This is a genomic window from Tardiphaga sp. 20_F10_N6_6 (assembly GCF_052076045.1).
In the GTDB taxonomy this organism is placed as follows: domain Bacteria; phylum Pseudomonadota; class Alphaproteobacteria; order Rhizobiales; family Xanthobacteraceae; genus Tardiphaga; species Tardiphaga robiniae.
Window position 1 is genome coordinate 2866848 of sequence record NZ_CP197239.1, and the last position, 18137, is coordinate 2884984.

Here is an 18137-nt window from a genome sequence, read left to right on the forward strand (position 1 = left end):
GTAGCGCTACTTCAGCACTATCCACGCTGGAGCATGGTCGCTTGGATCCAGCTTGCCGCGCACCTTTCGGTCGACACCGGCCTGCGCAAGCCGCGGGCTCAGCGCAGGACTGAGAAGCAGATGGTCAATGCGAAGGCCAGCGCCACGCTCGTAGCGGTTCCGCCAATACGACCAGAACGTATACATCGGCTCATCCGGATGCTGTTCGCGCAGTGCATCGATCCACCCCTTCTCGAGGAGCTTGCCGAACGCCGCCCTACTTTCCGGCTGCACGAGCGCATCCTTGTCCCACGACTTGGTCGGGTAGATGTCGAAGGGCGTTGGCACGATGTTGAAGTCGCCGGCGATAACGGCAGGAGCACCGGACTTGAGCAGCTTGCCGGCGTGGGCGTTCAGACGCTTCAGCCAGGTGAGCTTGTAATCGAACTTCGGTCCCGGCTGCGGATTGCCGTTGGGTGCGTAGACGCAGCCAACGAGAACGCCGTCGACGGCAGCCTCGATGTATCGGCTTTGCTCGTCGCTCTCGTCACCAGGCAACCGCCTGCGCGTTACCACGATCTTGGATTCTCTAGCGAGGATTGCGACGCCATTCCAAGTCTTCTGCCCAACCCACTCGGCAAAATAGCCCGCCTTACGCAACGCACTTTCCGGGAATTCGGAATTGGCGGCCTTCAACTCCTGAAGACAGGCCACATCCGGTTTCGACGACTTCAACCATGCCAGCAGATTGGGCAATCGCTTGTTGATATTGTTCACGTTGAAGGTAGCGATCTTCACGCGCTCTCCTGATCCGAGGCTTACGGACATTTAGCTCAGTCATGCAGCGGCCCGGGCTCCAAAGCCGACAAGTGAAGCCCCATCGGCGTATGCCACCGTTGGGTCTGTACGAGATGAACTCAGGAAGGTCGTGGAGCATTCAAAATCTTGTCAATCGTGATGGGAAAATCACGCACCCGCACACCAGTTGCGTGAAAGATCGCATTAGCGACGGCAGACGCGGTTCCCACGATGCCGATCTCGCCCAGGCCCTTGACGCCAAGAGGGCTGACCTTGTCGTCCTTTTCATCGACGAAGATCACTTCAATATCCTCGATGTCGGCATGGGCCGGAACGTGATATTCGCCGAGATTGGCATTCATAATCTTGCCGAGGCGATGATCCGTCATGGCTTCCTCGTGAAGCGCCATGCCGATTCCCATCACCACACCGCCTAGGATCTGGCTGCGGGCCGTCTTGGGATTAAGGATCTTGCCCGCCGCCGCCGCGCACACGACGCGCGTCACGCGAACGACCCCCAGATCTTCATCCACGCGCACTTCCGCGAACACGGCGGAATTCGTGTAGCTGATATATTTCAGCATCTGCCGCAGGTTCGGGCTGACTTTGCCCTGCTCGGTGATTTCCGTGAGCTCGGCGGCGTGCATGACTTCGAAAACGGAAAGCCCGCGCGCCGGATCATCCTTCCGGAAGATGCGTCGATCCCGAACCTCGACGTCTTCGAAACTTGCATCCGCAAGAGGCGAATTGGCCATCTTCCTGGCTTGCTTGAACAGAGAATGCTTGACCGCCTCACATGCGGCCTGAACTGCCGAGCCGTTCGACGCTGCGGTCCACGAACCTCCTTCGACCGGCGACATCGGCAGAGTCGAATCGCCGATCCTGGCCTGAACGTCTTCGAGTGGTAATCCGAACGCTTCGGCGCCGATCTGGGTCAGGATTGTCCAGGTCCCAGTGCCAATATCGGACGCCGCCGTTGCCACCTCCAGCGTCCCGTCCACCTTGAGAGTCGCAGTGGCCTGGGCCTTTTGCAGGAAGGCGTCCCACATTCCCGTTGAGACGCCCCATCCAATCAGCTCGCGACCCTCCTTCATGGCACGCGGCTTGGGGCTTCGCTTCTCCCATCCAAATGCCGCAGCGCCCTCGCTGTAGCATTCCAGAAGCGCCTTGGATGTGAACTGCTTGTTGGTGTTTTCGTCCTTCGAGGCGAAATTGATCCGCCGAATTTCAAGCGGACCGATACCGAGTTCGTATGAAAGTTCATCGAGCGCGCATTCGAGCGCTGTCACGCCGATGGCTGCGCCGGGTGCGCGCATGTCACACGGCGTGGCCGTATCGAGCTTGGCAAGCTGATAGGTCAGCTTGACGTTGTCGCAGTGATACATCATGCCCGACCAATTGACGACAGCCTCCTGATAATCCTCGTAACGGGAGGTCGAGGCAACGGCATCATGCATGATCGACTGCAGCCGCCCATCGCGATCGGCGGCGAGCGAGACGGTGTGGTAACTGTCCGGCCGGTAGCCGATATGAAACATCTGAGCACGCGTCAGCGACACCCGCACCGAGCGTTCAAGTTCGAGACTGGCCATGACGGCGAAGAACAATTGGTGCTGCGGCCGCAAGCCGGCGCCGAATGCCCCGCCCACATATTGATTGACCAGGCGGACATCCTTGCTGCGCAGGCCGAACACTGAGGTGACATAGCCCTGCGCATTCTGGGAGCCCTGCGTCTTGTCATAGATCGTCAGCTTGCCGTCGCCCTCGAACACGCAGGTGGTGGCGAACATCTCAATCGGATTGTGGTGCTCGGCATTGATCCGGTAATCGCGGCTGATCTTGACGGGCGCATTTTGAAACGCCTGCTCGGCATCGCCGCGCGGGTCCGGTGGCGGCGGAATACCGCTACGCTTCTTCGGAGGAACATAGGCCTCTGCCCGCTTCGCCTCAAGCTCGGTACAATGCGCATCGACATCATAGGCAATGCGAACCAGGGAGGCCGCATCGCGCGCGGCCTCGAACGTTTCGGCGACAATCAACGCGACCGGCTGACCGTCAAACAGGATACGGTCCGAATTCAGCGGCCGGAACGGATGGCCAGGAGGCGCGACTTCGTCCCGCCAGCTACGATCAAGCCATGCCGCCTTGCTGCGATTTTCGTGCGTGAAGATTTCGACGACGCCTGGAAACTGCCTTGCTGCATCCAAGTCCATCGCCGCGATCCGTCCAGCGGCGGTCGTACTACCAACGATGTAGCCATAGAGCAGATCGTCAGCAGGATACTCCGCCGCGTAGTGCGCTTGGCCGGTCACCTTCAGTTTACCGTCGACCCGGTTGGTCGGACGTCCGATATGCGTGATTTCACCAACTGACATGCGATGGTCCCGTTAACTTTCTAGTGGATCGATTTGTCGGCCTGATCCTGCGGTGTGCCCGCAGCCGCCTGCTCCAGCGCACGAACGATAGCGCGGCGAGCAAGCTCGATTTTGAAGTCGTTGTCGCCCTGCCCCTTCGCATCACGAAGAATGAAATCAGCGACCTGCTTAAAGCTCTGGGTCCCGACTCGCTCGCCTTTCAGCGATCTTTCTGCGTCAAAATCCCGCCACGGCTTATGCGCGACCCCGCCGAGCGCGATCCGGACGTCCTGGATGATGCCCTCCTCCACACGCAGCGCGGCGGCGACGGAGATCAGCGCGAAGGCATAGGAGAGCCGGTCCCGGATCTTGAGATAGGTGTGATGGGCACCGAAGTCGGGCTTGGGGATAATGATCGATGTAATGAGCTCGCCGCCCTTCAGCGTGTTGTCGCGTTCGGGCTCTCCGCCGGGGAGGCGGTGGAAACCAGACATCGGAATCGATCGCTTGCCGTCCGGCCCCTCGACTTCGACGGATGCATCGAGTGCAGCCATCGCGACGCACATGTCCGACGGATGGACTGCAATGCAGCTATCGCTGGCGCCGAGAATGGCGTGAATGCGATTGACGCCGCCAATGGCGGAGCAGCCACTTCCGGGCTGTCGCTTGTTGCAGGCTGTCGACGGATCATAAAAATAATAACAGCGGGTTCGCTGCATCAGGTTTCCCCCGGCTGTAGCTGCGTTTCGCAATTGCGGCGATGCGCCGGCAAGAATGGCGCTTGACAGTATCGGCCACTTTTCCCGAACGTCTCGATGCCACGCCAGATCGGTATTGGTGACCAGCGCGCCGATGCGCAGCGCTCCACTGGGAGTGATTTCGATCGATTTGAGCGGAAGCCGGTTGATGTCGACCAGCCGCGACGGCTGCGCCACATCATATTTCATGAGGTCGACGAGATTGGTGCCACCCGCCAGCGCGCGCGCTGCAGGTTCATTCAGCGCCGCGATGGCATCGGCCACTGTGGCCGGGCGGATATATTCGAACCGGTTCATTCGGCGGCCTCCTTCGCCGCGATGCGCGGCATCAGCACGTCCTCGACCGCGTCGGCGATATTGGTATAGGCGCCGCAGCGGCACAGATTGCCGCTCATATGCTCGCGTATCTCGGCCCGACTACGGGTGTGGCCTTCCGCCAGCAGACCCGCCGCTGAGCAAATTTGGCCAGGCGTACAGTAGCCGCATTGAAACGCGTCGCGCTCGATGAAGGCGACCTGCAGCGGATGCAGTTCGCCATTCTCGGCCAGCCCTTCGATAGTGGTGATCTCGGCGCCGTCGCGCGACACCGCGAGTGCCAGGCACGAATTGACGCGTTTGCCATCGACGAGCACGGTACAGGCGCCGCATTGTCCCTGATCGCATCCCTTCTTAGTCCCGGTGAGCGAGAGGCGCTCGCGCAACAGGTCCAGCAGCGTCACCCACGGCTCTACTTTGAGTTCGTGCAACGTTCCGTTGATCGTCAGGAAAATTGGGATCTGTGGATGATGTGAGATCTGGTTCACGGGGCGCCTCGCTATGCGTTCGCCATCAGAACCATTCTAATCGTAGGATGTTCCGTTTTCTTCCGCCCTCAGGTCGGCTTGCCCGCACCGATCGGCGAGGCCAACCTTCCCGCTTCTGGCGTCTCACGCGCGCCGTCGGAAGGCCGCCAGGATGCTGTCGGGGAACCGCCGCGGGCAAATGGGTGAAGGAGAAGCGAGTGTTGTTCCACTGTTGCGCGATTCCCGCCAGGAACAACAAGCGAGCAAGTTAATTCATCCAGCTCGGGGCATGACAACGAACGAGGACGATATGAAGAAGACGTTGATAGCAGTTGCGGCAGCGGCACTGATGACTGCTCCTGCCGCATTCGCACAGAGCGGTGCAAATCCGAGCGCTCCTCAGGTCAATTCCGCAGGCAATGGCGTTACACAGCCAGGCACTACCAGTACGGGGACGGCAGTCGATCGCCCGACCTCGAGCACTCCACACGCGGCGCCGCACGCTGCAGGATCGCAGACTGGCAACAATGCCAGCTCCCTTAGTGGATCGAATGCAGCGACTGGAACTACCGGGTCTAACAGCTCTGCCGAAGGTCGCACTTCGGGCGGCGGTGGTGGTGGTGGTGGCGCAGGTGGTGGTGCCGGCGGCGGCAACTAGCGCGTGATGCCAACCAGAAGGAGACCCCGATGATCGGGGTCTCCTTTTTGTGGGTCTTGGTCGCCCGCGCCGGTGGCGCGCGCCAAACACTTCGCCCGCCCAGCCTAGCCCTGACTGCATTCAAGCCTGCGACCATCTTTCAAGGATCTCGGCACAATCTGCCAGTTCGATCTGTAGGTCGAAACGCCGGGCGTACAAGCCAAGTAAGGCATCGTGAGTTTCGTCAGCTGAGCTGCACATCGCATCTTGCGCAACGACGATGCGATAGCCCAGATCAACAGCACTCAAGATGGTTGAGAGAACGCAGACGTCAGTCTCCGCGCCGCTCACAATCAAGGTATTGACGTTACCGTCTTGCAGAATATCGTGAAGCCTTCCGTTCGAGAACGCAGAATACGCAGACTTGTCGAAGACAATCGCCGGTGGGACATGTCGCTGCAAAGGCGGCATAAGCTCGAGGAGGTGTGGGTCCAGACGTTCGCGCGTGACCAACCGCCATTTTCGGAAGTAGCTCTGCCACATCCCATTTGCATGCTCGGGCGACGCCGGGGGAATAAAGCGCGTAAAGACAGTCCGTGCCGGGTCACGTTGGACGAGGCTTTCCACCGCCGGCATGACACGTTCGAGCCAAGGTGTCGGCCAAGGCCCTTCGGGACCGAACAGCCTCTGCATGTCCAGACACAAGTGCACTGCCCGACTGGTGTCTATTCTTGATCGGAGCTCGCCCATCTCAGGTCCACGTCCTGCGAAGTCTCTTGTAAGTCCACCAGCAAGAACCTGCGGTCGCCGCCCATACCAGAGATGCCAGCGCCAAGCTGCTCCAGGGAGCCGCGGCATTTACGAGGAAGACTGTGAGAGCGAACGCAACGAGGCCCATGCTTCCCAGAGCCGCTCCAGCGGCCTCGAGCGCAGCGGCGTCTTCACCACGTCTCTTGCCCTGCAGGCCAATTTCCCTTTTGCGGCGCCTTTCGTGCGCCTCGACCAGCGTGGCACTGGCGCAGAGCATGGCTGGAAATGCCAGGAACAGACCTCCGACGCCCGGACCCCAACGTGTGCCGATCAGGCCAGTTATTGCAGTCGATGCTCCGCCCAGCAGGAACCGGACGATGTATTCGTACCAGCGACCATCGCTCAACGACGAGAATGAGGCTCGAACAAGCATTCAGCCCACCATCCCATAGAGGCCAAACGCGACTACCAGCCACAGGGGAAACCCGAGCAGGGTAACAGATAGAACTGACAACCCCGTGCGTTTGAGTAAACGGCACGTCACGAAGCTGAGCACGAGAAGAGCGGTCGCGCCGGCCATCATCGAAGCAGCCAGCGTAGAGACGTAGTCCGGTCCGTGCCTGGAGATTGCGAGCGCGAGCGAAACCAGGGCCACCGATGGCGCGGCGCCGAAGAGTCCCGCGAAGGACTTAGGCCGTAACACGTCTCCGAGCAGCGCGAATATCGAGACGACTGCCCCTCCAACGAAAAATCGGACGGCGTAATCCGTCATGGCGTCGTCGTCCCATTGCCGTAGCCGGTCCAGCGTCTCAATAGCCGATCAATCAGATATCCGCTGGCGAAGCCCGCGACCACATCGCTCGTCCAGTGCGCGAGAACATAGATCCTCGTCAGCGAGATACCGACCGCAGCCGTCCAGGTCAGCTCGCGATACGGCCGATCGAATGAGGATGCTGCGCTCGCGAGAGCCCCCATATGCATCGCGTGCCCCGAGGGGAACGCATCATTCGGGCGGCCTGAGATCGGTACTCCGTGTAGATGGCCAAGAATCGTGAGCCTATCCGGTCGACGTTGATTGAAAACATGCTTCAGTGCATGCGGCACAACGGCCGTGGCCACCGAGGCCGCCAGAAAATGCGTACCGACAGTTCGCTTCCGGGGGGAGCCGCTACGCGACAGGAGCCAGAAGGCCGCTGCAGCAACAACGAGAACATGCTCGTCCGCGCCCCACGTCAGAGCTTCGGCCACTTGTTCGCTTGCGGCATGTGCGTGCCGAACGGCGGTTGCTGCGACCTCGCGATCAAGGAGAGTGGGTGGTACCATTATTGGCCGCATGGCATCTCCGTATGACACCTAGATAACAGGCACTCTAAACCCTGATCATGCAGCCAGGTTCCTCTCCCTATGCAGAGTCCTCCCCGCGAATGTCTCGTATTTTACAGCCGAGCACGGTCGCTGTTAAAGCGCAGCCGATGCTATTCGCCAGAACGATGATCCAGTCGCCCTTGAGCAGACCGTATGCGATCCAGAGACCGAGGCCCGATGTCAGCACCACAAGCATCTTGAGCGACAGATCGTTGGTCGAGCCCCGCGGTAATGCTTTCCGGACCTGTGGAAGGTACGACAGCGAAGTCAGAACAGCGGAGAGGCCTCCCACCCACGGCAAAATGCTGGACAACGATGAGACCCCACTGCTTGGTAGCGAAACGCCCGATCCGCTTAGATGAACGGTTTACCGCCTGTAACGGCGATCGTGGCCCCGGAAACGTAGCTTGAGAGTGGATCTGCGAGCATCACGTAGGCGGTTGCAAGCTCTGCGGGCTGTCCGGGACGTTGCATCGGCGTCTGCTTGCCGAAATTTCTAACGGCTTCGTCTGGCATAGTGGATGGAATGAGCGGCGTCCAAATCGGTCCCGGTGCCACCGCGTTTGCGCGGATGCCCTTATCGGCCAACATCTGCGCCAAGCCGCCGGTGAAATTCTGAATGGCCCCCTTCGTCGTTGCATAGGCCAGCAAGGTGGGGTTCGGCATATCCGAATTGACCGACGCGGTATTGATGATCGCACTTCCGGGCTTCATGTGAGGCACGGCGGCCCTTGTCAGGTAGAACATTGCATAGATATTTGTCCTAAACGTCAAATCCCACTCGTCATCGGAAATGTCGCCGATGTCCTTGAAGGTCGCTTGATGCGCGGCGTTGTTAACGAGGATGTCGATCCCGCCCAATTCCCTTACCGCCTTATCGATAATCACGTCGCAATGGCGCCGATGCTGGATGTCACCTGGGACCATTATGGCCTTGCGGCCTTCGCGCTCGATTAAAGCTTTAGCTTCGAGGGCATCCTCGGTCTCATCGAGATAAGAAATCAAGACGTCGGCACCTTCGCGTGCGTAGGCCAACGCGACAGCGCGGCCGATCCCGCTGTCGCCACCGGTAATTACCGCTCTCATGCCCTGCAATCGACCACCCCCCTTGTAGCTGCTCTCGCCATGATCGGGACGAGGCTGCATGGCCTCCGTTCGGCCGGGCATCGGTTGTTTCTGGGAAGCAAACGGAGGCGCGGGATAAGAATGGGGCATGAACCAGCTCCTAGATAAGTGCCAATCGAAAACGCTTGATTGGATGCAGCGTTCCGCCGGTGGCGACATCGCCCGCCCAATGACGAAGGGGCGCTTGGGCAGCGCTTTTTCCTACTCTGGCATCGGTTTCAGGTCTTCGTCGCCAGGCGCATCGCTTTCGAGCTCGCTTTTGGCCTGGTGCCAGAAGTCATCGGCCTTACCTTCCGGGCGACCTTCCCTTTCCCAAAGTTTGTGAGCGTACTCTCGGATCTGTTCTTCAGAGTATCGGGGCATCGGCCTCTCCTCAAAAACGGATAATTGCGGCGGCGAATCGCTTTGGTACAGTCATGCAGGCGAGCGCATCGATCGCTATAATTGCTTGTGCGCTTAAGACGCCACTATGCGACCAGTTCCCCGTCCAAGAATATTCCGTTAGGACTGTCGCTCCCGAATGAACCTTTCTCTCGTCCGCGCAGCAAAGCGCTGTCACGAAAAAAGGGGACTCGCATGGCTTTTCGCGAATCCATCAGCCGGCTTTTTGGCCGCACCCTCACACCGGAAGCTGCCGAGCGTACCAACAGTTAATGCCTCGATGGACGAGTTCATCCGGCTACTGCATACCAACGGCTATGACAGCAAAAGCTCCGCCACGTTTGGAGCGATGGCAGGGCCATCGGAACGGCCACCATGCGAACAGGACGCTCAACCTCAAAAGAGGAAGGAATGTAAGTCGTTTCTAAGTAACAGGCGGCAACCTGATCGGCGTCTCCAAGCGGGTACGTCGCCACCAGCTGACGGTCGGCTAGGTTTTGAAAAACAGGAAATATACAACGGCAAAAGCGGCCACAACTAAGCCAAGGCTCCAAATTAAAACGTTGCGAACCGACGGCCCTGGCTCGGCGCCGCGTGCTTTGCGCGCTGACTTTACTTCGGCGCCATCATCATCTCGTCCCAATTCATATCCTTTCACGCAGCTTGAGCCCCCGTCAATTTGTTGGACCGCCAAGCGCTGTCTTGTTTCCGGCTTCGCTGCTCGGGGCGCTGACATGGACTTCGTGTCCCTGGCGGATCGCAAGAGACGCTGCAGCCACGGCTGCTTCGAAAGCAGACTCTTTGGTCAGGAATTTCCCTTCCACGTCTCCATCGTGCAGAACGCCCCAGCCATCGTTAGATTCGATGACGGCATAAGTTGCTAAACCCATAGTGTCCTCCGGAATAACTGTCGGTCACAAGCCACTGCTAGATTCATGTTTCCCAAAAGCGTCACGCTCGACGATCTCAAAAGGCAACCGGCCTAATCATTGCCGCCGTGCCAGTGCCCGGCCAATGAGAAATGCTGCCAACAACATACCGAGCGGAGCTTCGCGCGTAAGCTTGCTTAGTATGTCGAGCGGCTTTCCGGGCTTTTTGCCTTCCTCGATTGCTTCTCCTATTGTTGATGCGACGGCTTTGACACCATCCGCCACGGTGGCCTTCAGATCAGACCATTGGTCACTTACACATGGCGTCTCTTGATCGGTCATGGCGCGTCCTCATCGGGTCGTTGCACAAGCACTCACTATGAGTATTGTTCCGGGCAAGACGGTTCTTCCCGGTCCAAGATCATTCCCGTTGCGCCTTGAAAACCTGGTCGGGCGGTTCGCGCGAGCCGGCGTCACGCAGAATAAGCGCTCTGCCGGGTAGCAACGGCAGGGCTACAGCGCCGAGAATGTTGGGCCAAGGGAGCATCGCCTTACTTCTTCACGACTGGCGGGGACGCTTTAAGAAGATCGCAACCGACGCGTGGCATTTAAAAACCAAGTCAGCGATTATCGACGGCGAATCGTCCCGTTGGGGACGGCACAACAGATTTGTCCGTGCAGCAAAAGGCACTGCGAGCGGGCCGCCCTTCAGACCAACTAGCTGAACTGAGCGCCGTTCTCAGACCCAAGCCTGATCCTCACCGACAGAGCCCGCGCCCGCACAAGGTCGCGGCTTAGGCGATCCTCCGGCCGGCCGCCTTGCCCTCTTCTAGAAATTTGAATTTATCGCCGTAACGAGCGGCTAATCTGAGAAGGCAGAGATAATCCTTAAAGCAAACTTTGGTTCCAAATCTGACGGTAAAAGGGTTCTTGTGCCGCGTATGTGGGGGAGCCTACTCTGACCTGCGACTCCCGTGCCGCTAAACGATGGCAGTTATCGCCTCTACCAGAGGGATTGGTTCGCGGAAAGTGAATGATGCCAAAAACAAAAAACGACCGCGATCTTTTAGAAAGCGAACGCGCCTTCCGACTTCTCGTTCAAGGCGTCACAGATTATGCGATTTATCTGCTCGACCCCAACGGCGTCGTATCAAACTGGAATGCAGGCGCCGAGACGATCAAAGGGTATGGCGCCGACGAAATCGTGGGCCAGCACTTCTCGGTGTTCTATCCGCCGGAGGATCGCGAAGCCGGACTTCCCGCCACCGCATTGGAGGCCGCACGCCGGAATAAGCGCTTCGAAGCGGAAGGCTGGCGGATGCGGAAAGACGGTACGCGGTTTTTCGCCTCCGTGGTTATCGACGCCATCTATGAAAACGATGTCCTTGTCGGCTTTGCCAAGATCACGCGGGACATCACCGAACGGATGCAAGCCCGCTCCGCATTGAGCGAAAGCGAAAATCTTTTTCGCCTGTTGGTGAGCAATGTCACGGACTATGCGTTATACATGCTTGATCCGGAAGGTCATGTCACCAGCTGGAACCTCGGCGGTCAGCGGATCAAAGGCTATCTTCCTGACGAGATTATCGGTCAGCACTTTTCGCGCTTTTATACCCCCGGCGACCGGGACGCTGGAAAACCAGCGCGTGCTCTCAGCATTGCACGTGAAAAGGGCCGTTACGAAGAAGAAGGCTTACGCGTCCGCAAAGACGGCACGTTCTTTTGGGCGAGTGTGGTCATTGATCCCGTCCGCAATGACGCAGGCGAGCTGATCGGATTTGCCAAGATTACGCGCGACATCACAGAGCGACGTCAAGCAGCACAGCAGCTTGAACGTATGCAAAAGCAGCTGGCGGAAGCGCAGAAAATGGATGCGCTCGGTCAGCTGACGGGCGGAGTGGCTCATGACTTCAACAACCTCCTTATGGCAATCACGGGTAACGTTCGGCTGATCAAACGGCATGCCATTGTCCCCCGCGTGATCGAGGCAGCAGGAGCGATTGAGGCAAGCGTTCGTCGCGGCGCGGCACTTACTCGTCAGTTGCTGACGTTTGCGCGGCGTCAGCAAGTCGCTCCGACGCTGCTCAATCTTGAAGAGACCGTGCAAGCTGTACGCGAGGTCTTGGCTACCGTTCTGGGTAGCGCGATCAAGCTCGAAATCTCCGTACCGGCCGGAGTTTGGCCAATCTTCGCGGATCCAACCGAACTCGAAACTGCACTCATCAATCTCAGCATCAACTCTCGTGACGCCATGCCCGACGGGGGCACCTTGACGATTACGGCAGCAAATTACCGGGTCAGGGATGGAGAGGATAAAGGCGAGTACGTGCAGATCAAGGTGGCTGATACCGGCGCAGGTATTCCCGAGGACGTCATTGCGAAGGTGTTCGATCCGTTTTTCACGACCAAACCCGTCGGCAAAGGAACAGGATTGGGACTCTCACAGGTGCATGGCTTTGCCAACCAGGCCGGCGGTCGTGTCGAAATCCAAAGCAAGCTCGGCGCTGGTACGGAAATCACCATTCGGCTTCCGCGTGGCGAAGGCCATGCAGGTGCGCACGAAGCAGAGGTTCTGGCCAAAGGCGCCGGCAATGTCCTTCTTGTTGAAGACAATCCGGATGTTGCCACCGCCAGCGCCGTATTTCTGGAAGAGTTGGGATATCGCGTGAAATGCGTACCGGACGCGGAGTCCGCATTGCGCGAGATCGAGCACGACGGCATCGACCTCGTTTTCAGCGATGTCGTGATGCCTGGAAAAATGGATGGTCTCGGCCTGGCCCGCCATCTTAGGCAGAATTACCCGAACATCCCCGTCGTTCTCGCAACGGGCTACAGTGAGGCAGCGCGGAAACTGGGCTCTGAATTTTTGCTGTTGCGAAAACCTTACGAGCTTCATGAGCTGAGTAGTGCCTTACAGACAGCCCTTCACCAAAGATCGAAGGGCGCTCTATTAAATTGAACCACAAACAATGCACCGGATCTTACGCCCACCTGTCTTGACTAGCGTCAGCCTCATCGGCTCATGACACTTTGCCTGCCATGGCGAGAGCCGATGGAGCAAGGCGAAGGTCCCTCATGGGTTCGCGATGCGACGATGCCTTCGATTGCGTGGCCGTAATTTTATCTAAATGCGGAATGTTGAGAACGCAATTTAGATTGGAACGCATCTGCGAAATGAACGTAGTAAGGGCGCCATGTCCCTTCTGTCAGACTCCACGTTGCAGATCGTCTTGCTTGCCGCCTTGTTCGTTGTCCTTGAGGGCCGCGGCGCCGTTTCGCGCCAGCTTTGGAACGTGCTTTTGAAGATCAAACTGTTTTCGCGTTCATCAGCGTGGAAGTGTTTGCCATGGTCACAAGGGACGGAACCACAATCCCCGGGATAGACGCCGAGCAGGTGGCCAAGCTTGAAATTGCACGTCGGATTTTGGAGCAGGCACGGGCTATCCTAGCAAAGGCGGCGAAGGACTAGGCCTCGCTTCCTCCTTTGCGGCCGGCGGTCGGCAACGGGACGCCAGCGGGCCCAGCGGATCGCCTTAATGGGGCGGGACTTCGGATCTTGGTGACGTTGACGCTGTCGGCCTGATTGCCGCCGCGGCAGTAGTAATAATTTGCATGGCAGGCGGCTCTGCTCGGTGGATGGACCAATGTCAGCGGTACATCTTGGGAACAACGCTAACAATTTTCACTTGGTCATACAGTGAAGTCGCCGGACGCTTGAACTCGCTTTCGCAGTCTCAACGATCAAGGTCGCCTAGCTCTCCGCGCCTTGAGCCTTGGCTATCTAACGACCTTTTCCGGCGTGCTTGCGCCTGGGCGATGACTCGCTTGGATCTCTTTGGAGGCAGCGTCTTTGCCCACGATTCACCAGCAAAGGCCGTTAAGCGGCCGCGGAGCGTTTCATGAAGACTGCACTAGGAAGTGATCCGAGACTTAACGGCGATGGTCTCGTCGATCGTTTCAAAGATCAGTTGCTGATCGTCATGTTGAAGCGGCTTGGCGGCGGTCCATTACGGATTCCAATCGAGGAAATGGACCGGACTGGAACGGACCTAGCGTCGTTTCGCCTTGTCGGCGACGACTTCGTCGTGAGTTTATTCAAACCGCATTAGGATGGCCGCGGCCCGCTGGCGCCTACGGCCCTTCGCATGTGCGGTTGGTCCTTCGAACGATCGACTAGATAATGCTTAAAAAGAAAGGCCGCATCGCCCATGACGACGTGGCCTTTGTCCTATCTGCTTATTGTAGGACAGTGCCCTACCGGTTTCCGAAATACGCCTGAGCCTGCTTCAGAGCCTCGGACGGGTCGTCGAACTTGTCGCCGGCGAAACTCTTCATGGGGCTCCAGTGCGGTCCGTGAGCGGTGATATGGAACCACCCATCCTCCCCCCGTCGGACGCGTCCGACGATCTCCTGACGCTCGGCCCAGACGAGCAGCCACGTCTGGGAGTTCTCGTTGTGTGGCTGCAGCTCGATGGTCGCCATATAGTTCGTCCAAAAGGAGTGCCCGAGGACAACGCCAAGATTGGGAGTCGTTCCAGCAGATCGGAACTATCGGTGCGCTGCGGACTTCATCGCATGCTCGCCAACTGTCGTGAGGACACCGCCATTCTCGCCCCTTCCGAACGTCATAAGCTGCTGGAGAATGTGCAGGCCTTCGCCGCGAAGCTCTCAAGCCGCGCCTTTGATACGGACAGAACTGCTGACATCGCACCGGACGTCTGGACGGACTTCCGCTTCAGCGGATTGGCCATGAGCCCACTGCCTCATGAGCTCGGCGGCAGCAGTCTCTGGGACCCGCGCTTCGGCGCCGAACTCTGCACCATCCTGCGTCTACTCGGCGCAGCGGACCTCTCGCTTGCCCGTATATTTGAGGGCCACGTCAACGCGGTGGGGCTGGTCTGCCGTTACGGAACACAAGCGCAGATCGAAGGTCTCGCGGGAAGCGTGCGTGATGGTGCGCTGTCCGCAGTATGGGGCGCCGACGACGCGCAGGGCCTGAGGATCACCCCGGAGCGGGATGGCAACGTCCTCAAAGGCCGCAAGATCCTGGCGTCGGGCGCCGGGTTCGTGACGCGTCCCCTGGTTACCGCATCAGCACCGGAGGGGCAGCAGATGTGCCTGCTCGACCTCGAGATCGGATATGCGCACGACACGTCCAGCTGGCAGGCGCAAGGCATGCGCGCGACGGCGACCGGGACGGTCGACTTCACCGGGCGACGCATCACGGATCGTGAGCGGATCGGCGCTCCCGGCGACTTCATGCGACAGCCGCACTTCTCGGGCGGCGCATGGCGCTTCTGCGCCGTCCATACCGGCGCAACGGAACGGCTAGTCGACCTGTTCCGAGAGCACCTTAATTCCTCAGCAAGGGGCGAAGACGCGTATCAGCTCGAGCGCCTTGCGACTTGTGTCGCCGACGCGACGACGGCGCGCTTTTGGGTTGAGGACGCCGCGCGCCGTCTGGCGGTCGAAGATGATCCAGAAAGCATCGTGGCTTTCGCCAACCTCACCCGGATGGTTGTCGAACGATCCGCCCTGACTGTCATGGAGACCGTCCAGAGGGGCATCGGGCTTCGGGCGTTTGTGCGTCCTCACGACGTTGAGCGCATCTGCCGCGACCTGGCGACGTATCTGCGGCAACCGGTGCCGGACCGCGCCATGAGCGATGGGGCTCAGGTCTTTCTGAGTTCGTCGCGGTCGGCAGGAGACTTTTAGTGAAGGTTTCGGAATATCTCGAAGTGACGAAGGCGCTTCCTATCATCTCGCGCGAGGCGCTGACGGAGGGTGCGCCCTTCTTAATTCTCTCGCCGCACCCGGACGACGAGACGTTAGGTCTTGGCGGTCTGATCGCTCAGGCCTGCCAAGCAGGCCAGAAGGTTCACGTCGTGGTTTTGACCGATGGTGCGGGTTCGCACCCCCGGTCGGTCCAGTACCCTCCGGAACGACTGGTCGATCTCCGGAAGGCGGAAGTCAGGGCGGCAGGCGAAATTCTGGGCCTCCATCCGGCGTTCGTACGCCATCTCGACCTCCCCGACACGCAAGCCCCTCTGGAGGGACCCCAGTTCGACGCGGCGGTCCGCGCCGTGTCCGACCTTCTTCAGGAGACGGGCGCAAAGGCCTTGTTTGTGACGTGGGATCGGGATCCGCATTGCGATCATCAGGCGGCCGCTGCCATCGCCAAGGCGGCCGGAGTCGCCAACCCAGCTGTCAGGCTCTGGGCCTACCCCATCTGGGGGTGGCACCTCGATCAGGACGACGATGTCCCAGGCTTCCCGCGCGGCCACCGGCTGGATATCGCTGGAGAACGTGATCTCAAGCACCGTGCTATCGCGGCCCACGCTTCGCAGATGTCCACGCTTATCGAAGACGATCCAACGGGCTTCCGGTTCACCGAAGAGACGTTGGCGCCGTTCCTTGGCGAGCACGAGTACGTTTACGAGGTCTCCCGATGACGAGGCACATAGAGAGTTTGCCCGCTTCATACTTCGAGGAACGGTACCGGCAGGATATCGACCCCTGGGGATTCCGAACCAGCGCCTACGAGCGGGAGAAATATGACCGCACTCTGTCGGCTCTTACGCGCGCCCATTACGATCGTATCCTCGAAGTTGGCTGCTCGATCGGGGTCCTGACGGCAAGGCTCGCGCAGCGAGGCGGAGAACTGCTGGCGATCGACGCGTCCCGCACGGCGCTGGAAGCTGCGCGAAAGGACGCGCCGCCGAACGTCGCCTTCGAGGAATGTGTGCTGCCGACCGAATTCCCGGACGGCGCCTTCGACCTCATCGTGCTGTCTGAAGTGCTGTACTACTTCAGCCGGGCCGATCTCCTTTCGGTGGCCGAAAACTGCTGCAGGGTCCTCGCTCCCGACGGAGAGATCGTCCTCTGCCACTGGCTGGGCGAGACTGACTATCCGCTGAGGGGAACGGAGGCCAGCGACGCTTTCGCCTACGCCGTCGTCAAGCGAGTTCCGGCTCGCCGGATCCTTCGCGATGAAGTCTACCGCCTGGAGCGGCTGTCCGCGTGATTGCGGCGGCCCTCAGGCTTGCGACGATCATTCTGGCGATCGCGATCTGCCGAGGCAGCTCCGAGGGGCGTAGCGTCCGGTGAACCGTGAGAACAGGACTTCTGCCCGATACGGCTTCCCATGCCTCACGAAGCGTCGCCTCCTCGGCACGGAGGTGACGAACGAAGTCGGAGGGAATGCACAACCGGGCGGACATCGGACCGTCTTCGAGCGCACTCTGCCACGCCCGGCGGAAAAGCGATCGGTACATGGCGCGACGGGCGATCTGCAAGGCGGGCTCAAGATCGTCGTCGCAAGGAGCATTCAAATCGGCGAGCCGGCGTTGCATGGTGTCGGCCGCTCCGCCAGGCGCCCGCCCCAAGATCCGACAGGACGTCTGGACGACGACGTCGAGCGAGTGACGAACTTTGAATCCCGCCTCGTCCAACGCAGCCGTAAGGGCGACGTCTTCGCCGAGAGCGCGTGCAGGAAGTCCTCCGATGGCCCGATAGGCCGCCACGGTTACGGCCAGGCTCGCGCCCGAAGAGACACGATGGTTCGGCCAGGGATCATGGGCTCGCGGATCACAGCGCGCGATGATTTCCGCGGCAAGGCTGAGGTAAGTATCTTCGAGCCTACCGCGGGACAGGAAATCCCGTCCAAGCGAAACGATCTCGAGCGGTTCTGCATCGATGTAGCCTGCCACGCACTCCACACCGTTCGCCAACTCATGGAGGTTAGACGAAAGCCACGCGGGGCCGACGCAGCTATCGGCATCCGTGCTCATAATTACACCGCCCGGGCCGAGCGCATCGAGGCGGTCGGCCGCAAGGTCCATTGCACGCTTCCGCGCCCAGCCGGCGTTGGCCATCTCCGACGGCAATTCCTCCTCTATGACCACCACCCTCTGCGGGACCGAGTCGGCGAAACGTCTGGCGACTCCCGAGGTACCGTCAGTGCAATTGTTGGCGAACACCAGGATCTCGAACGCGTCCGCGGCAAGGGGCGCGCCGAAACGGTCGCGCTGGACGGCCAGCGCAGCGATACACCGCTCGATCCGGTCGGCTTCGTTGCATGCCGGAATGGTGACGATCGCGAAAGGCTCGATGTTCGTATTCATAAGGCGGAGCGTCCTGGCGTAGGTGCGCCTGCTAATCGCCAGGTTCGATGCATGTTCCCTCAGCTGGGCCGCAGCGGCTACTCTATCAAGAGACTGGCGCGAAGGCCTGTCCATGTTCCAGGTCGTATCGCTCTCCAGGTTTTAGAGCGAAGCTTCTTCATCTGCCTTCCGCTGATGTCGGCGTACTTGCTGATGGCCGCAGGCTTGGTCCCGCGA

Annotated in this window: 19 protein-coding genes; 5 read left to right on the forward strand and 14 right to left on the reverse strand. The window is 59.7% G+C overall.

Going from position 1 to position 18137, the window contains the following annotated elements; genetic code table 11:
- Nucleotides 1-6: 6 nt before the first annotated feature.
- The 12 genes from xth to AB7813_RS13900 all read right to left on the reverse strand — a co-directional run bounded on the left by xth (nt 7) and on the right by AB7813_RS13900 (nt 10140).
- Nucleotides 7-777 carry an exodeoxyribonuclease III gene (xth, locus tag AB7813_RS13845; RefSeq protein WP_439061867.1) on the reverse strand — a complete coding sequence of 257 codons (771 nt, stop codon included), beginning with the start codon at nt 775-777 and terminating at the stop codon, nt 7-9.
- A 119-nt stretch (nt 778-896) separates the two neighbouring features.
- Entirely contained in the window at nt 897-3152 is a 2256-nt protein-coding gene (locus AB7813_RS13850) for a xanthine dehydrogenase family protein molybdopterin-binding subunit (RefSeq protein ID WP_439061868.1), read from the reverse strand.
- A gap of 20 nt (nt 3153-3172) precedes the next feature.
- On the reverse strand, nt 3173-4186 hold the full coding sequence (locus AB7813_RS13855) for an FAD binding domain-containing protein (protein ID WP_120286783.1): 1014 nt from the start codon (nt 4184-4186) through the stop codon (nt 3173-3175).
- A complete protein-coding gene (locus tag AB7813_RS13860) occupies nt 4183-4692 on the reverse strand; it encodes a (2Fe-2S)-binding protein (protein WP_439061869.1) in 510 nt (169 codons plus the stop codon). Before AB7813_RS13860 ends, AB7813_RS13855 begins: the two co-directional genes overlap by 4 nt.
- Before the next feature lie 757 nt (nt 4693-5449).
- The gene (locus tag AB7813_RS13865) at nt 5450-6058 is read right to left on the reverse strand and encodes a cysteine hydrolase family protein (protein WP_068738705.1); all 609 of its coding nucleotides are present in this window, start codon (nt 6056-6058) and stop codon (nt 5450-5452) included.
- Nucleotides 6059-6491: 433 nt separating this feature from the next.
- A complete protein-coding gene (locus tag AB7813_RS13870) occupies nt 6492-6830 on the reverse strand; it encodes a DUF3147 family protein (protein WP_439059611.1) in 339 nt (112 codons plus the stop codon).
- Nucleotides 6827-7393, reverse strand: coding sequence for a phosphatase PAP2 family protein (locus AB7813_RS13875; RefSeq protein WP_068738712.1), 567 nt, complete (start codon nt 7391-7393; stop codon nt 6827-6829). The genes AB7813_RS13870 and AB7813_RS13875 overlap by 4 nt, the downstream gene beginning before the upstream one ends.
- Before the next feature lie 67 nt (nt 7394-7460).
- Complete coding sequence (locus AB7813_RS13880) at nt 7461-7715, reverse strand: SemiSWEET family sugar transporter (RefSeq protein ID WP_441228972.1); 255 nt, start codon at nt 7713-7715, stop codon at nt 7461-7463.
- 62 nt (nt 7716-7777) lie between these two features.
- On the reverse strand, nt 7778-8638 hold the full coding sequence (locus tag AB7813_RS13885; protein ID WP_068738716.1) for an SDR family oxidoreductase: 861 nt from the start codon (nt 8636-8638) through the stop codon (nt 7778-7780).
- Nucleotides 8639-8749: 111 nt separating this feature from the next.
- Nucleotides 8750-8911 carry a DUF2934 domain-containing protein gene (locus tag AB7813_RS13890; protein WP_439061872.1) on the reverse strand — a complete coding sequence of 54 codons (162 nt, stop codon included), beginning with the start codon at nt 8909-8911 and terminating at the stop codon, nt 8750-8752.
- A 692-nt stretch (nt 8912-9603) separates the two neighbouring features.
- Nucleotides 9604-9819: a hypothetical protein gene (locus AB7813_RS13895; RefSeq protein ID WP_081422127.1), complete on the reverse strand. Its 216-nt coding sequence runs from the start codon at nt 9817-9819 to the stop codon at nt 9604-9606.
- Between the two features lie 96 nt (nt 9820-9915).
- The gene (locus AB7813_RS13900; RefSeq protein ID WP_081422128.1) at nt 9916-10140 is read right to left on the reverse strand and encodes a hypothetical protein; all 225 of its coding nucleotides are present in this window, start codon (nt 10138-10140) and stop codon (nt 9916-9918) included.
- 694 nt (nt 10141-10834) lie between these two features.
- Between AB7813_RS13900 and AB7813_RS13905 the strand changes: the two genes are divergently transcribed.
- Nucleotides 10835-12757 carry a PAS domain S-box protein gene (locus AB7813_RS13905; protein WP_441228973.1) on the forward strand — a complete coding sequence of 641 codons (1923 nt, stop codon included), beginning with the start codon at nt 10835-10837 and terminating at the stop codon, nt 12755-12757.
- 940 nt (nt 12758-13697) lie between these two features.
- A complete protein-coding gene (locus AB7813_RS13910; protein ID WP_120286791.1) occupies nt 13698-13907 on the forward strand; it encodes a hypothetical protein in 210 nt (69 codons plus the stop codon).
- Nucleotides 13908-14052: 145 nt separating this feature from the next.
- Here AB7813_RS13910 and AB7813_RS13915 read toward each other — a convergent pair whose 3' ends face one another.
- The gene (locus tag AB7813_RS13915) at nt 14053-14280 is read right to left on the reverse strand and encodes a hypothetical protein (RefSeq protein WP_068738721.1); all 228 of its coding nucleotides are present in this window, start codon (nt 14278-14280) and stop codon (nt 14053-14055) included.
- Between the two features lie 93 nt (nt 14281-14373).
- Here AB7813_RS13915 and AB7813_RS13920 point away from each other — a divergent pair, with 93 nt between their 5' ends.
- The 3 genes from AB7813_RS13920 to AB7813_RS13930 are packed head-to-tail and all read left to right on the forward strand — an operon-like array spanning nt 14374 to nt 16822.
- A complete protein-coding gene (locus tag AB7813_RS13920; protein ID WP_441228169.1) occupies nt 14374-15513 on the forward strand; it encodes an acyl-CoA dehydrogenase family protein in 1140 nt (379 codons plus the stop codon).
- On the forward strand, nt 15513-16250 hold the full coding sequence (locus AB7813_RS13925) for a PIG-L family deacetylase (RefSeq protein ID WP_120286792.1): 738 nt from the start codon (nt 15513-15515) through the stop codon (nt 16248-16250). Before AB7813_RS13920 ends, AB7813_RS13925 begins: the two co-directional genes overlap by 1 nt.
- On the forward strand, nt 16247-16822 hold the full coding sequence (locus tag AB7813_RS13930) for a class I SAM-dependent methyltransferase (protein ID WP_439061875.1): 576 nt from the start codon (nt 16247-16249) through the stop codon (nt 16820-16822). The genes AB7813_RS13925 and AB7813_RS13930 overlap by 4 nt, the downstream gene beginning before the upstream one ends.
- On the opposite strand, the gene AB7813_RS13935 is transcribed toward AB7813_RS13930, so the two are convergent.
- Nucleotides 16755-17921, reverse strand: coding sequence for a glycosyltransferase (locus AB7813_RS13935; RefSeq protein ID WP_441228170.1), 1167 nt, complete (start codon nt 17919-17921; stop codon nt 16755-16757). The two genes, AB7813_RS13930 and AB7813_RS13935, sit on opposite strands and share 68 nt — an antisense overlap.
- Nucleotides 17922-18137: the final 216 nt, after the last annotated feature.